The following is a 14,106-nucleotide window of genomic DNA, read 5'->3' as shown; positions in this document are numbered from 1 at the left end:
TCCTCCCCGGCCGGGAGGATACCCGGCTCAGCCCTCGGCGGGAGGGGGCCCGCTCACCAGGTGGGCGAACGCGGCCAGGTTGCGGGTGGACTCGCCGCGCTTGGTCCGCCACTCCCACTCGCGGCGGATCGCGGTCGCGAAGCCGAGCTCCAGCAGGGTGTCGAACGGCTCGTCCGCGTTCTCCAGCACGCTGCCCAGCAGCCGGTCCACCGCCCCCGGCGTCAGCGCCTCCAGCGGCAGCCGCCCCGTCAGGTAGACGTCGCCGAGCCGGTCGACCGCGTACGCGACGCCGAACATCCGGGTGTTGCGCTCCAGCAGCCAGCGGTGGAACGCCTCGTGGTTCTCGTCCGGCCGCCGGATCACGAACGCGTTCACCGACAGCGTGTGGTCCCCGACCCGCAGCGCGCACGCGGTGGAGAGCTTCCGCGTCCCGGGCAGCGCGGCCACCACGGTGTACGGGTCGGCGGCGGCCGGCTCCCAGGCCACACCGGCCTCGTCGAGCGCGGCACGCAGCAGGGTCAGGGCGTCGTCCTTGGGAGCCATGACCCCACGCTAGTCCCTCCGGGGCGGGCGGGAACGGTGAGCAACACGACACCGGGACGGTGCGGGGCCCCGGGAGGGGCCCGCCGCGCTCAGGCCCGCACGGCGGCCATCGCCCCGCGGTAGACCTCCGCGGTGGCGCCGGCCGCGGTGAGCCAGCCGAAGGCGGCGGCGTGGGCGGCGGCGGCGGCGCCGCGGGCGGGACTGAGGGCGGGGTCGGTGACGTAGGGGAGCAGGGCGCGGGCCCAGGCGTCCGGGTCGTGGCCGGGGACGAGGGTGCCGGTGCGGCCGTCCCGGACGGCGACCGGGAGGCCGCCGACGGCGGCGGCGACCACGGGGGTGCCGCAGGCCTGGGCCTCCAGCGCGACCAGGCCGAAGGACTCGCTGTGCGAGGGCATCACCAGGGCGGTGGCGGCCCGGTACCAGTCGGCGAGGCGGTGCTGGTCGACCGGCGGGTGGAAGCGGACCACGTCGCCGATGCCGAGCTGGGCGGCGAGCTTGTGCAGGCTCTCGGGGCGGGCCAGGCCGGTGCCGGAGGGGCCGCCGACGATCGGGACGACGAGCCGTTCGCGCAGCCCGGGGTGCCGGTCGAGCAGCCGGGCGACGGCCTTGAGCAGCACGTCCGGCGCCTTGAGGGGCTGTATTCGGCCGGCGAACAGCAGCACCGCGGCGTCCTGCGGGAGGCCGAGCCGGGCGCGGGCGGCGGCCCGGCCGTCGGGGCGGAAGACGTCGAGGTTGACGCCGGGGTGGACGACGGCCAGCTGGTCGGGGCGGGCCGCGTAGTGGTGGGCCAGCTCGGCGGCCTCCTCCGCGGTGTTGGCGATCAGCCGGTCGGCGGCGCCGACCACCTGGGTCTCGCCGATCACCCGGGCGGCGGGCTCGGGGGTGTCGCCCTCGGCGAGGGCGGCGTTCTTGACCTTGGCCATGGTGTGCATGGTGTGCACCAGCGGGACGCCCCAGCGCTCGGCGGCCAGCCAGCCGACCTGGCCGGACAGCCAGTAGTGCGAGTGCACCAGGTCGTAGTAGCCGGGGCGGTGGCCGGCCTCGGTGCGCAGCACGCCGTGCGTGAAGGCGCACAGCTGGGCGGGCAGGTCCTCCTTGATCAGGCCCTCGTACGGGCCCGCGGTGACGTGCCGGACCAGCACGCCGGGGGCGAGCTCGACGGTGGGGGCGTCGTCCGAGCTGACGGCGCGGGTGAAGACCTCGACCTCGACGTCCAGGTCGGCGAGGCGCTTGGCCAGCTCCACGATGTACACGTTCATGCCGCCGGCGTCGCCCGTGCCGGGCTGGTGCAGCGGCGAGGTGTGGACGCTCAGCATCGCGATCCGGCGCGGCCGGCGGGCGGGCCCGGCGGGCGCGGCGGACGGGACGGCGGGGAGCGCGGGGGCGGCCGTGGCGGTGGCGGCCCACCGCGACTCCCGGCGGGGCCTGCGGACGAGGTGCTGGGTCACCTGCGGATGCCTCCCTGGGTGCCGGCCGTCTGGTCTGGTCTGTTCGCGCCGCCGCCCGCGGCCGGCGGCAGCGGGCGGATGACGTCAAGGGGGGAACGGAGCTGGAGCTTCCCTCTATTCCCGGTGGAGGGCACCGGCATGGGGGCCATGTCCGGCTGCGTACGCTTGGTGACCATGGCAGCGAGCGACACGCCGTCGTCCCGGGGCCGGTCGGTCCGGCCGGTGGGGACGATCACCCGGGGCACCACCAACACCAACCGGCTGCGGCGGATGGACCGCTGGATCGCGCACACCGCGGGCCGGGCGCTGCGGGCGGCGGTGGAGCCGCCGGTCGCGGTCGACCTGGGGTACGGCGCGGCGCCGTGGACGGCGGTGGAGCTGTCGGCCCGGCTGCGGGCGGTGCGGGCGGACGTCCGGGTGGTGGGGATCGAGATCGACCCGGCCCGGGTGGCGGCGGCGCTGCCGATGGCCCGGCCGCCGCTGCTGGAGTTCCGCCGGGGCGGCTTCGAGGTGCCGCTGGACGGCGGGGCGCGGGCCCAGCTGATCCGGGCGGCGAACGTGCTGCGGCAGTACGACGAGGAGCGGGTCGCCGAGGTGTGGGCCCGGCTGTGCGGGCGGCTGGCGCCGGACGGGCTGCTGGTGGAGGGCACCTGCGACGAGGTGGGCCGGCGGCACGTCTGGGTGGCGCTCGGCCCGGAGGGGCCGCGCACGGTGACCTTCGCGGCCCGGCTGGCCGGTCTGGAACGGCCGTCCGACCTGGCCGAGCGGCTGCCCAAGGCGCTGATCCACCACAACGTGCCGGGGCGCCCGGTGCACTCCTTCCTGCGCGACTTCGACCGGGCCTGGGCGGCCGCCGCGCCGCTGGGCGCGTTCGGGGCCAGGCAGCGCTGGGCGGCGGCCTGCGCGGCGCTGGCCGCGGACTGGCCGCTGCGGGACGGGCCGGGCCACCGGTGGCGGCAGGGCGAGCTGACGGTGGACTGGGCCGCACTGGCCCCGCGCTGAGCGGCGCGGCGGTGCCCGGCGGTGCCTCGCAGCGCCCCGCAGCCCCCGCCGTCCGATCGCCCGTTCGACCGTTCACTCGAACGAGTTATCGAATTCCTCTGGCGTGTTGACGCCCCCTCAGGCCACCATGGAGCCGTTCGGAGGACGGTCCTCGGACGGTTGCCGGCGCAGCCGCCCGGGCACCCGCCCGTCCGCACGCCCACTACCGCACGTCCCCGCACGCTCCCCGCACGTCCTCCCCGCAGGCCGCTCCGACCGGACGCCCGCCGCGGTCGGCTGTTCGCGCAGCCGCCCCGGCACCCGTCAGTCGGCCGGTCCGCCCGTCCCGCGCCGGGCCCGCTCGAAGGCCTCGTACGCGTCCGCGCCGAACAGCACGAACCGCACCTCGTCCAGGTCCGGGCCCTCCTCGGCCACGGTCGCCAGGGCGATCCGCGCGGCGTCCTCCAGCGGCCAGCCGAAGATCCCGGCCGAGATCGCCGGGAAGGCCACCGTCCGCGCGCCCAGCCCGACCGCGACCCGAAGGGACTCCCGATAGCAGGAAGCCAGTAGCCCGGCGCGCTCCGGGTAGTCCTCCGCCCGGTACACCGGACCGACGGTGTGCACCACCCAGCGGGCCGGCAACCGTCCCGCCGTGGTCGCCACGGCCCGGCCGGTCGGCAGGCCCCCGCCGTAGTGCGAGGCGCGCAGCCTGCGGCACTCGGCCAGGATCTCCGGCCCGCCCCGCCGGTGGATCGCCCCGTCCACCCCGCCGCCGCCCAGCAGCGAGCTGTTGGCGGCGTTCACCACCGCGTCCACCTGCTGTTCCGTGATGTCACCCTGCACCAGCGTGATCTGCGTCACCGCGGCACTCCTCCGGTCGATTCCGGCCCGCCCATGGCGGAAACCCGCGGAAACCCTAGGCAGAACCGCCACCAGACGCGTGGCAATAACCACATCGGCGCCGCTCAGTCGAAGAAATCCACGGAGATCACGTTATGGTCGCGGGAAGCCCCCCGATGCCCGGCGCCGCCCGGGCACTGCGGACGGACACCAGCCGTTGGTCCGTCGGGGAAAGGAAGGACCGACCGATGCCCGCTACGGGAGACGGGCGGGCACCCGACGCGACCAGTAGCGCCGGTACCGCCGAACGCAGCCGCAGCCGCCGCGCCCACAGCGCCCAGCGCCCCGGCCAGAGCGCCGCCCAGGCCAGCGGCGCCACGCCGATACCGCATCCGCGCAGCATCCCGGCCGCCGCCGAACCCGCCCGGCCCGCCGCCGAGTTCCGGGTGCTGGTGGTCGAGGCCGACGGTCCCGGGCACACCCTGTTCGACTCGCTCGCCGCCGAGCTGGGGCTGCACGCCGAACTGCACCGGGTGGACGGCATCCGCGAGGCACTGGCCGCGCTGCCCCCGCCGCCCGGCTCCGGCCGGCGCGGACAGCGCCACCTCGACTTCCAGTGCGTCCTGCTCGACCTCGGCACGCCCGACGGGCCCCGCGACGACCCGTCCGAAGACCCCTCCGACCGGCTGGACGGGCTGCGCGAGCTGCTGCTGCGCGCCCCGCACACCGCCGTCGTGGTGCTCACCGACGCCGCCGGGGCCGAACTCGGCGCCGCCGCGGTCGCCGCCGGCGCCCAGGACTTCCTGCTCCGGCAGGACACCGGCGGCCCGCTGCTGGCCCGCGCCCTGCGCTACGCGGTGGAGCGCAAGCGCGCCGACGAGTCGCAGCGCCGGCTGGTCGAGGCCGAGATCCGCGGCCAGGAGAACGCCCGGCTCCAGCGCCACCTGCTGCCCACCCCGCTGCTGGACGGCGCCGACCTCGCCTTCACCCGCCGCTACCGCCCCGGCCGCCGCCGCGCCCTGCTCGGCGGCGACTTCTACGACGCCGTCCGCACTAAGGACGGCCGGGTGCACGTGGTGATCGGCGACGTCTGCGGCCACGGCCCCGACGAGGCCGCGCTCGGCGTCGCGCTGCGGATAGCGTGGCGCACCCTGGTGTTCGCCGGGCTGACCGGCCAGCACCTGCTCACCACCCTGCAGCACGTGCTGGAGCACGAGCGCCGCAGCGACGAGATCTTCGCGACCCTGTGCATGGTCGTGCTGGACGCCCCGGCCGAGCCGGGCGGCCCCGAGTCCGCCGAGCTGTACCTCGCCGGGCACCCCGCGCCGCTGCTGCTCGCCCCCGACGGCCCGCCCGTCCTGCTCCCGCTCGACCAGGCCGGCCCCGCGCTCGGCCTGCTGCCCTGCGACGCGACGCACTCGGTCTGGCCCGCGCTGCGGGTCGACCTCTCCCCCGGCTGGCGGCTGCTGATGTACACCGACGGCCTGGTCGAGGGCAAGGTCGGGGCGGGTTCGCCGCGGCTGGGCCAGGAGGGCCTGATCGACCTGATCGCCGACCACCAGGCCGCCGGGCTGACCCGCGGCCGGCTGGTCGACTCGGCGATCGCCGAGGTCGAGGAGCTGAACGGCGGCGCGCTCACCGACGACGTCGCGGTGCTGCTGCTGGAGCGCAACCCCGTCCCGGTGATCATGGGCTGAGCGGCGCGGCCCCGGCACGCGGAGGGCGGCCCCGGTTCCCCGGGGCCGCCCTGGTGCGTTCGTCGTCGGCTACCGCTCCGTCACCAGGGGCCGTACGGGCCCTGGTTGCTCCGCCCGCCGCGGCCCCGGCCGTCGGTCAGCAGCTTGATCGCGGGGCGGACGTCCACCACGTAGACGATCGCGGCGACCAGGCCCGCCAGCGTCAGCAGGCCGGTGACCGGGTTGGCGCCGAAGACCAGGTCGCAGACGAGCGCCAGGGCCAGGACGATCACCCAGAAGCCCTTGCTCTTCTTGTCGGCGGCCCGGTACGCGTCCTCCTTGCGGAACACCGCGTCGCCGAGCGCGAACACCTTGAAGCAGATGATCGCCGTGGCGATCCACCAGAACGGGTCCAGGAGGTCGACGTACAGGATCAACCGGGGCTCCTCACTCTCTCGTTCCATCCTGGCACGGACGCCGCAGCAGTCAACGGCCCCCGTCGGCGCGGCGTTCCCGCACCGGTCGCGCGCCCCGGCTCACTCGCCCTTCGGCGCGGCGCCCTTCCGGGACCGGGTCGCCTTCTTCGCGGCCGGCTCGGACGCGGCGGCGTCCTCCTCGTCCAGCACGACCTCGGCGACCACCACCTCCTCGACCACGACCTCCTGGACCTCCGCCTCGTCCTCGGCGGCCGCCGGCTCCTCGGCCTTCGGAGCGGCCGCGGCGGCGTCGACCACGGTGCGGCCGCGGACCGCCAGCTCGTCGTAGACCTCCTTGGCCTTCACCGCGAACTCCAGCGCCCGGCCGACCTGCTGCAACGCGAACTCCTGCGCCTTCGCCTGGAGTTCCTTCACGTCGGTGGGCAGCGCGGTGACCGCCTCGGTGACCTTCGCCTGCGCCCCGGCCAGCGCGGCGCCCGCGTCCTGCAGCGCGGCGGCGGCCTTCTCCTGGGTGCCCTTGCGGTCCGCCGCGAGCGCCTCCAGCTGGGCGGGCACCTCGCGGAGCTTCTCGTACGCGAGGTCGCCGGCGCCGGCCAGCGCGTACAGCGGGGTCGGGTCGGTCAGGGTCTTCTTCAGCTCGTCGCTGATCGGCATGTCGGGTCCTCCCGGTCGGGGTGCCGCCGCACGGTCGGGTCGCACGGGGCCTCGGTCACGCAGGTCTGTCTCGTTCTGGCCCGGTCTCCCGGGGTCTCGCTCACGCGGAGCCGCTGGGACGCCCCGCCTGGTTCTCCTGCAGGAACGCCTCGTACACCGACAGCAGCGCCTGCTTCTGCCGCTCGCTGATCAGCGGGTCGGCCAGGATCGCGGCCCGCAGCCCCGGCCCGTCCTCGCCCCGCTCCTCCAGGATCCCGGCCTGCACGTACAGCGTCTCCGCCGAGATCCGCAGCGCCTTGGCGATCTGCTGGAGGATCTCCGCGCTGGGCTTGCGCAGCCCGCGCTCGATCTGGCTCAGGTACGGATTCGACACCCCGGCGACCTCGGCGAGCTGCCGCAACGAGTACTGCGCGCTCCGCCGCTGCTCCCGGATGTACTCGCCGAGCGAGCCCACGTTCAGTGACGCCATGAGGGCAGTCTGCACCGATCTGCTTGCAATTGCAAGCAGGCTGCTAGCAGCCGCGAACACCGCCCGGCGGGGGCGCGGCGCCCCCGGTGCGCGCGCCCGCCCGGCGGCCCGCCGGGACCTCCGGGGCCCGTCCGGTAGCGTCGGCCGTCCACGACGGGAGAGGGGTCGGGCGGGATGGCGGTGGGGCGGCGGGTCGGGGCGGTGCTGTGCGACCTGGACGGGGTGCTGCGGCTGTGGGGGGACCTGGCGGAGGTCGACCGGGAGCGGGGGCTGCCGCCGGGGACGGTGGCCGGGGCGGCGTTCCGGGCGGAGCGGCTGCTGCCCGCGGTGACCGGCGCGGTCAGCGACGAGGAGTGGCGGGCGGGTGTCGCGGCGGACCTGGTGGCGGCCTGCGGCTCGCTGGCGGCGGCGCGGGAGGCGGTGGCGGCCTGGGGGCGGCAGCCGTGCCGGGTGGACGCGGACGTGCTGGCGCTGGTCGCCGGGGTGCGGCGGCGCGGCGTCCCCGTGGTGCTGGTGTCCAACGGGACGACCCGGCTGGAGGCCGACCTCGCCGCGCACGGGCTGGACACCGCCGTGGACGCCGTCCTCAACACCGCCCGGTTCGGGTGCGCCAAGCCCGACCCCCGGGTGTACCTCGCGGCCGCCGGGCTGGCCGGCGTCCCGGTGGAGCGCTGCCTGTTCGTCGACGACTCGGCGGGGAACGTCGCCGCCGCGACGGCGCTCGGCATGCACGGCCACCGCCACGACGGGGCGGACGGGCTGCGAGCCGTGCTCCACGGCCACGGCCTGCTCGGCTGACCGCCCGGTGGAATCCCCTGCCGGGAGCGGCCCCGGCGTGCCACCATCCGGGCCATGACGATCTTCCCCGGGTACGACGGCACCGCCCTGCACTACGAGCGGCTGGGCGACGGGCCGCCCCTGGTGGCCGTCCCCGGCGGCCCCGGCATGGACGCCCGCTACCTCGGCACCCTCGGCGGGCTGGACGCCCGGCGGCGGCTGGTCCGGTTCGACCCGCGGGGCTGCGGCCGCTCGGCGGTCCCCGCCGACCGGGCGAGCTGCGCGTTCGGCGCCCAGCCGGCCGACCTGGAGGCCCTGCGGGAGCACCTCGGGCTGGACGCCTTCGACCTGCTCGGGCACTCGGCGGGCGCGCTCACCGCGCAGCGGTACGCCGCCGAGTTCCCGCACCGGGTGCGGTCGTTGGTGCTGGTCACGCCGGTCGGCCGGGCGGCCCGGGAGCCGGACGCGGCGGAGCTCGCCGCGATCAGGGCCGCCCGGGCCGCCGAGCCCTGGTACCCGGACGCGGCGGAGGCGGACGCCCTGCTGGCCTCCGGCACCGGCCCGAACGCGGAGCTGACCCGGCGGATCACCCCGTTCTTCTGGGGCACCTGGAACGAGGCGGCCCGCGCGGCGGCGTTCGACCCCGCGCCCGCCCCGGCGGCGCCCTGGATGCGGGAGGCGTTCTACGCGGGCTCCGGCGGGGGGCGGCCGGTGCCGGTCCCGGTGCTGGTGGTCGCCGGCGAGCGGGACGGCATGATCGGCACCGCGCCCGCGCGGCTGGTCGCCGACCTCCACCCCGGTGCCCGGCTCGCGGTCCTCCCGGGGGTCGGCCACCGGCCGTGGGTGGAGCGGCCGGAGGCGTTCGCGGACCTGGTGAACGGGTTCCTGGACGAGCCGCGGGGCGGAGCGGGGGGCGCCGGGGCCGCTACTGCTCCGTGAGGTGGCGGTAGAGCGGGGCGAGGAGGTCCGCGAACTCCGGCGGGAGGTCGGGCGGGGCGGGGGGCTCGGGCGGGGTGTCCCGGAGGGTGAAGTCGCCCTGCCAGAAGGTGTCGAGGGCGTGGTCGAGGGGCTGGTCCACGGCGGTCAGGGGCCTGTCGGGTCGGCGGAGAGGGTGAGGAGTTCGCGGAGCCGGTCGGTGGGCAGCTCGGTCAGCCACCGCTCGCCGGGGGCGACCACCGCCTCCGCCAACTCGCGCTTGCTGTCGATGAGTTCGACGATCCGCTCCTCGATGGTGCCGGTGCACACCAGCTTGCGGACCTGGACGTCGCGGTGCTGGCCGATCCGGTGGGCGCGGTCGGTGGCCTGGTCCTCGGCGGCGGGGTTCCACCACCGGTCGAGGTGGACGACCTGGTTGGCGGCGGTGAGGTTGAGGCCGGTGCCGCCGGCCTTCAGGGAGAGCAGGAACACCCGTGGCCCGTCCGGGGACTGGAAGTCGTCGACGAGTTCCTGGCGGCGCGGCGCGGCGAGCCCGCCGTGCAGGTAGGGGACGGGGGTGCCGAGGCGGCGGCGCAGGTGCGGCTGGAGCAGGGCGCCGAACTCCGCGTACTGGGTGAAGACGAGGACCCGGTCGCCTTCCGCCAGGGCCTCCCGGAGCAGCGCGACCAGGCGTTCGACCTTGCCCGAGCGGCCGCCCAACGGACTTGTGTCGCGCAGGAGTTGGGCGGGGTGGTTGCAGACCTGCTTGAGCCGGCCGAGGGCGGCCAGCACCGCGCCCTTGCGTTCGACGCCGCGGACGCCGCCGAGGCGGTCGAGCAGGTCGGTGACCACGGCCTGGTAGAGGCCGGCCTGCTCGGGGGTGAGGTCGCAGCGGACGGTGAACTCCTGCTTGGCGGGCAGCTGCCGGCCGATCTCGGGGTCGCTCTTGAGGCGGCGCAGCAGGAACGGCGCGGTGAGCCGCCGGAGGGCGGCCGCGACGTCCTGGTTGCCGGACTGCTCGACCGGGACGGCGTAGTGCTCGCGGAAGGACTCGGGGGTGCCGAACAGGCCGGGGTTGGCGAAGTCGAGGACGCTGTGGAGTTCGGCGAGGCGGTTCTCGACGGGGGTGCCGGTGAGGGCGATCCGGGGGCCGGAGCGCAGCGAGCGGAGGGCGCGGGACTGGCGGGCGGCGCGGTTCTTGACGTGCTGGGCCTCGTCGGCGACGATCCGGCGCCAGTGAACGGCGCGCAGCAGGGCGGCGTCGCGCTGGAGCACGCCGTAGGTGGTGACGACCAGGTCGGCGGTCGGGTCGGGGAGGGTGCGCCCGGGGCCGTGGTGGAGCTGGACGCGCAGCCGGGGGGCGAAGCGGGCGGCCTCCCGGTGCCAGTTGCCGACCAGCGAGGTGGGGCAGACCAGCAGGACGGGACCGCGAGCGCCCCGGTCGTGTTCGAGGGCGAGCAGGGCGAGGGTCTGGACGGTCTTGCCGAGGCCCATGTCGTCGGCGAGGACGGCGCCCAGGCCGAGTCGGCCCAACGCGTCCAGCCAGGCCAACCCGCGCTCCTGGTACGGGCGGAGGGTGCCGGTGAAGCCGGGCGGGGGCGGGGTGCGGCGGGCGCCGGGGAGGCGGCCGAGCCGGCCGGCCAGCAGGTCGCCGAGCGGGCCCCGGGCGTGCACGGCGGTGACCGGGAGGCCGTCGACCACGGCGCCGTCGGTGGCGGCGAGGCGGAGCAGCGCGGCGGCGTCCAGCCGCGGGTCGTCGCGGCGGGCGGCGAGGAAGCGCAGGGCGGCGGCGAGCTGTCCGGCGTCCACCTCGATCCACTGGCCGCGGAACCGGACCAGGCCGGCCTGGGCGGCCGCGATCTCCGCCAACTCGGCTTCGGTCACCGACTGTTCGCCGACGGCGAGCTGCCAGCGGAAGTCCAGCACGGCGTCCCGGTCGGCCTGGGCGGCGCGCCGGACGGAGCCGGGGGCGGGGGCGGTGTGCCCGGTGGCGGCGAGGCCGAGGCGGGGGCGGCGCTGCCACCAGGCGGGCAGCAGGACGCCGTGCCCGGCGGCGGCGAGCGCGGGGGCGGTGTCGCGCAGGAAGGCGAGCGCGCCGGCCCGGTCGAGGTCGATCCCGGCGGGGCGGGTGCGGTGCAGGGCGGCCCGCAGGTCGGGGAACAGCCGGGCGGCGCGGTCGAGTTCGGCCAGGTAGGCGGCGACGGGGTCGTCGACCGTCCGGGCCAGCGCGGCGGAGCCGGGCCCGGCGGACCAGAGTGCGGCGGCGGGCAGCAGCAGCGAGGGCCGGTCGACCGGGCCGAGCAGCACGTCGAGCCGCCAGGTCTCGTCCGGGACGGTGGCGTCCGGGTCGTCGGCGGCGGTGCCGAGCGGTTCGGCCAGCCGGAAGGCGAGCCGGACCGGGCCGGCCGGACCGGTGCCGGCCGTGCCGGCGGCGAGGCGGGCGACCAGCGCGGGTGCGGGCGGGGCGGGCAGCCGGGCGTCCGGGCCGCGCAGCGCGGTGAGCCAGGCCGGGGCGGTGGCGGGCGGTGGCGGGGCGTCGGCCAGCGCGGTGCGGGTCTCGTGGTCGGTGAGCGCGTCCAGCACGGTGTCGAACAGGGCGCCCGGGGTGGGTGCGCGGCCCTCCTCGGCGCGGGCGACCGGGGGGCAGCCGGCGGCCAGCGCGAGCGCCTCCCGGTGCGCGGGCGGGTCGTACGCGGGCCGCCAGCGGGCCGCCCAGCCGTCGGGCTCCGGCACCAGCGCGGGCAGCACCCGGCCGCGCCCGGCCAGCCGCCACGCCAGGTCGTGCACGCCGGTCAGCCAGCGCAGCGACGCCCCGTACGCGAGCTCGGCCGTCCGGCCGTCCGGCAGCTCGACGGTGGTACCGGGCCAGTACGGGTCGAACAGCTCGCCGAGCAGCTGTGCGGCCTCCGCCAGGTCGAACAGCAGCGCGGGCACCCGCCACGGCCGCAGCACCGGGCCCTTGGCGGTGGAGCCCACCGGCAGGTCGGGCGAGGGCGTCGGCCGGGCGCCGAGGGTCGGCAGCCGCAGCGTCAGCCACCGCTCGTCGCCCCGCTCCGCGAGCCAGGCCGGGCCGGGCCCGACCGCCGCGAGCAGGTCCGCCACCTCCTGCGCCGCGCAGGCGAACGGGTGCCGCACCCCCTCCACCGCCCGGCCGCGGAACGCCCCGGCGTCCTCCGCCCAGACCCCGAGCCGCGCGTCGGCCCGCCACTGGGCGTGCAGGACGTACATCGGACCTCCGGGGGACGGTGCGGGGGCCTTCCAGGGTAGGTCGGTCCGCCGACAGGTCCTGCGGGCGGCGGCGTAGGAGGCGATCGCGCCGAGCGCCTTGCCGAGCAGGGTGCGGTCCATCGAGCCGGAGGCGTCGAGGAGGACGGCGACACGGTGACGGCGGACTGCACAACTCTCCCGGGTGGGCGCACCCGGTTTTCGGCGCGGTGGCGGCGCTGTCCACAGGCTGGGGACAACGCTGTGGGTGGCGCCCCACCCCGGGATGTAGAACAACTTTCAACTTCATGGTTGAAAGTTGAACCAGATCGGCGTACGGTGAACCACGTGAACAAGTTGAAGCCTCAACAAACGGCTTCGACTCCCAAACCGAGGAGAGAAGCCATGGGCATCTTCAACCGCAGCAAGAACACCGCCACCGCCGCCCCGGCCGCCGCCGCCCAGGGCCCGGACCTGGCCCACCTGACCGGCGACTACACCATCGACCCGGCCCACTCCCGGATCGGCTTCGCGGTCCGCCACGCGATGGTCACCAACGTCCGCGGCGAGTTCGCCGAGTACGAGGGCAAGCTGCACCTGGACGGCGAGAACCCGGCCGCGTCCACCGCCGAGCTGGTGATCAAGGTCGCCTCGATCAGCACCGGCCAGGCCCAGCGCGACGAGCACCTGCGCACCGGCGACTTCTTCGACGCCGCCGCGCACCCGGAGATCACCTTCACGTCGACCGCCGCCGAGCGGGTCGACGGCGACACCTACCGCCTGCACGGCGACCTGACCATCAAGGGCACCACCCGCCCGGTCGTCCTCGACCTGGAGTTCACCGGCGCCGCCACCGACGTGTACGGCGCCAACCGGGTCGGCTTCGAGGGCGGCACCAGCGTCGACCGCACCTCCTGGGGCCTGACCTACAACGCCGCGCTGGAGACCGGCGGCGTGCTGATCGGCGAGAAGGTCAAGCTGACCCTGGACGTCTCCGCCGTGCGAGCCTCCTGAGCCCGCCCGCCCGGGCCGCCGCGCGGCCTCCCCGGTCCCGCCCCCGCCGTCCCCTCCGGCGGGGGCGCCGCCGTCTCCGGAGACGCTCAGGCGTTCAGACGGGCAGGCGTTCAGGCAGGGCGGGCAGGCGTTCAGGCCGGCAGCAGCGCCGCGTCCTCGGCCGGCAGCCAGCTGCCCGGCGGGCGGCGCAACCAGCCCTCGGCGGCGGCGAGTACGGCCGCGCAGGCGCGCAGCGCGACCAGCCCCGGATGGCGCGCCCCCGGCCGGTGCACCAGGCCGACCAGACTGAGCGGCACCGGCTCCACCAGCGGGCGGACCACCGCCCCCGGGAAGTCCCGCGCCCCGACCGCGGTCAGCACCGGATCGCCGTGCCTGGCCAGGTAGCGGGCGAACTCGGCCGCCCCGACCGGCGGGGTCCGTCCGGGCGCGGCGGCCAGACCGTGCGCGGCCAGCAGCCGCACCCCGAGGTCGGTCCACTCGGCGGTGGCCGGCTGCCCGGCGAACACGTCCACCGGGTGTCCGGCGAGCGCCGCCAGCGGAACCGCCGCCAGCCCGGCCAGCGGGTGCCCCGCCGGGAGGAAGACCGCCAGCGGCTCCAACCGCACCGGCAGGTGCGCCAGCCGCCCCCGGTCGACGGCGGGCAGCCCGGCGTACCGCCCGAACGAGGCGTCCAGCCGGTGCGCGGCCAACTCCCTTGCCGCGGCGGTGAGTCCACCGCAGTACCGGGCCAGCAGCTCGGCCTCGGGACAGCGCCGCCGCGCCGCCGCGAGCACCCGCTCGGCGGCGTGCTCCGGCCCCCAGTCCTGGCTGTTCAGGTCCACCAGCAGCGCCCGGGCGTCCCCCAGCGCGGTGATCTCGGCCTGCAGCTCCAGCAGCTGCCGCGCCTTCGGCAGCAGCGCCGCCCCCGCCTCGGTCAACTCCACGCTGCGGGTGGTGCGGAGCAGCAGTACGCACCCCAGCTCCCGCTCCAGCGCCTGGACGTCCCGGCTCACTGCCTGCTGCGCCAGGTGCAGCCGCTCGGCGGCCCGCCCGAAGTGCAGCGTCTCGGCGACGGCGGCGAAACTGCGCAGCAGGCGGGGGTGGACGTCTCGGGGCACGCCCGGCAGATTAACAACGGGGAGCGGTGAACGCGGCGGAGCAGGTGTTGG

Annotated in this window: 14 protein-coding genes; 5 read left to right on the top strand and 9 right to left on the bottom strand. The window is 76.7% G+C overall.

Annotation, left to right across the window (positions count from 1 at the left end):
• Positions 1-27 precede the first annotated feature (27 nt).
• Both ACZ3J7_RS24700 and mshA read right to left on the bottom strand, forming a co-directional pair.
• Complete coding sequence (locus ACZ3J7_RS24700; RefSeq protein ID WP_465624779.1) at positions 28-543, bottom strand: type III secretion system chaperone family protein; 516 nt, start codon at positions 541-543, stop codon at positions 28-30.
• A gap of 89 nt (positions 544-632) precedes the next feature.
• Positions 633-1,991 (bottom strand): D-inositol-3-phosphate glycosyltransferase, encoded by a 1,359-nt coding sequence (gene mshA, locus ACZ3J7_RS24695; protein ID WP_465624778.1) that lies wholly within the window; start codon positions 1,989-1,991, stop codon positions 633-635.
• A 174-nt stretch (positions 1,992-2,165) separates the two neighbouring features.
• Here mshA and ACZ3J7_RS24690 point away from each other — a divergent pair, with 174 nt between their 5' ends.
• Positions 2,166-2,993, top strand: coding sequence for a methyltransferase domain-containing protein (locus tag ACZ3J7_RS24690; RefSeq protein WP_465624776.1), 828 nt, complete (start codon positions 2,166-2,168; stop codon positions 2,991-2,993).
• Positions 2,994-3,296: 303 nt separating this feature from the next.
• Here ACZ3J7_RS24690 and ACZ3J7_RS24685 read toward each other — a convergent pair whose 3' ends face one another.
• Positions 3,297-3,833, bottom strand: coding sequence for an O-acetyl-ADP-ribose deacetylase (locus ACZ3J7_RS24685; RefSeq protein ID WP_465624774.1), 537 nt, complete (start codon positions 3,831-3,833; stop codon positions 3,297-3,299).
• Between the two features lie 227 nt (positions 3,834-4,060).
• On the opposite strand from ACZ3J7_RS24685, the gene ACZ3J7_RS24680 reads away from it, so the two are divergent.
• Positions 4,061-5,509, top strand: coding sequence for a PP2C family protein-serine/threonine phosphatase (locus ACZ3J7_RS24680; protein WP_465624772.1), 1,449 nt, complete (start codon positions 4,061-4,063; stop codon positions 5,507-5,509).
• Between the two features lie 80 nt (positions 5,510-5,589).
• Here ACZ3J7_RS24680 and ACZ3J7_RS24675 read toward each other — a convergent pair whose 3' ends face one another.
• The 3 genes from ACZ3J7_RS24675 to ACZ3J7_RS24665 form a co-directional block, all read right to left on the bottom strand.
• Entirely contained in the window at positions 5,590-5,925 is a 336-nt protein-coding gene (locus ACZ3J7_RS24675; protein WP_465624770.1) for a DUF2516 family protein, read from the bottom strand.
• 99 nt (positions 5,926-6,024) lie between these two features.
• Complete coding sequence (locus ACZ3J7_RS24670; RefSeq protein WP_465624768.1) at positions 6,025-6,579, bottom strand: hypothetical protein; 555 nt, start codon at positions 6,577-6,579, stop codon at positions 6,025-6,027.
• A 100-nt stretch (positions 6,580-6,679) separates the two neighbouring features.
• Complete coding sequence (locus ACZ3J7_RS24665; protein ID WP_465624767.1) at positions 6,680-7,048, bottom strand: helix-turn-helix domain-containing protein; 369 nt, start codon at positions 7,046-7,048, stop codon at positions 6,680-6,682.
• A 174-nt stretch (positions 7,049-7,222) separates the two neighbouring features.
• On the opposite strand from ACZ3J7_RS24665, the gene ACZ3J7_RS24660 reads away from it, so the two are divergent.
• Positions 7,223-7,846, top strand: a complete 624-nt coding sequence (locus ACZ3J7_RS24660) for an HAD-IA family hydrolase (RefSeq protein ID WP_465624765.1) — start codon at positions 7,223-7,225, stop codon at positions 7,844-7,846.
• Between the two features lie 54 nt (positions 7,847-7,900).
• Positions 7,901-8,764, top strand: coding sequence for an alpha/beta fold hydrolase (locus ACZ3J7_RS24655; RefSeq protein ID WP_465624763.1), 864 nt, complete (start codon positions 7,901-7,903; stop codon positions 8,762-8,764).
• Here ACZ3J7_RS24655 and ACZ3J7_RS24650 read toward each other — a convergent pair.
• The gene (locus ACZ3J7_RS24650) at positions 8,751-8,903 is read right to left on the bottom strand and encodes a hypothetical protein (protein WP_465624762.1); all 153 of its coding nucleotides are present in this window, start codon (positions 8,901-8,903) and stop codon (positions 8,751-8,753) included. The two genes, ACZ3J7_RS24655 and ACZ3J7_RS24650, sit on opposite strands and share 14 nt — an antisense overlap.
• A gap of 5 nt (positions 8,904-8,908) precedes the next feature.
• Positions 8,909-12,088, bottom strand: coding sequence for an SNF2-related protein (locus ACZ3J7_RS24645; RefSeq protein ID WP_465624761.1), 3,180 nt, complete (start codon positions 12,086-12,088; stop codon positions 8,909-8,911).
• A gap of 261 nt (positions 12,089-12,349) precedes the next feature.
• Between ACZ3J7_RS24645 and ACZ3J7_RS24640 the strand changes: the two genes are divergently transcribed.
• The gene (locus ACZ3J7_RS24640) at positions 12,350-12,958 is read left to right on the top strand and encodes a YceI family protein (protein ID WP_465624759.1); all 609 of its coding nucleotides are present in this window, start codon (positions 12,350-12,352) and stop codon (positions 12,956-12,958) included.
• 131 nt (positions 12,959-13,089) lie between these two features.
• On the opposite strand, the gene ACZ3J7_RS24635 is transcribed toward ACZ3J7_RS24640, so the two are convergent.
• Positions 13,090-14,055 carry a LysR family transcriptional regulator gene (locus ACZ3J7_RS24635; RefSeq protein WP_465624757.1) on the bottom strand — a complete coding sequence of 322 codons (966 nt, stop codon included), beginning with the start codon at positions 14,053-14,055 and terminating at the stop codon, positions 13,090-13,092.
• Positions 14,056-14,106: the final 51 nt, after the last annotated feature.

The sequence above is a fragment of the Kitasatospora sp. NPDC015121 genome (assembly GCF_055562955.1).
This window is presented reverse-complemented; position numbering and strand designations above follow the sequence as displayed.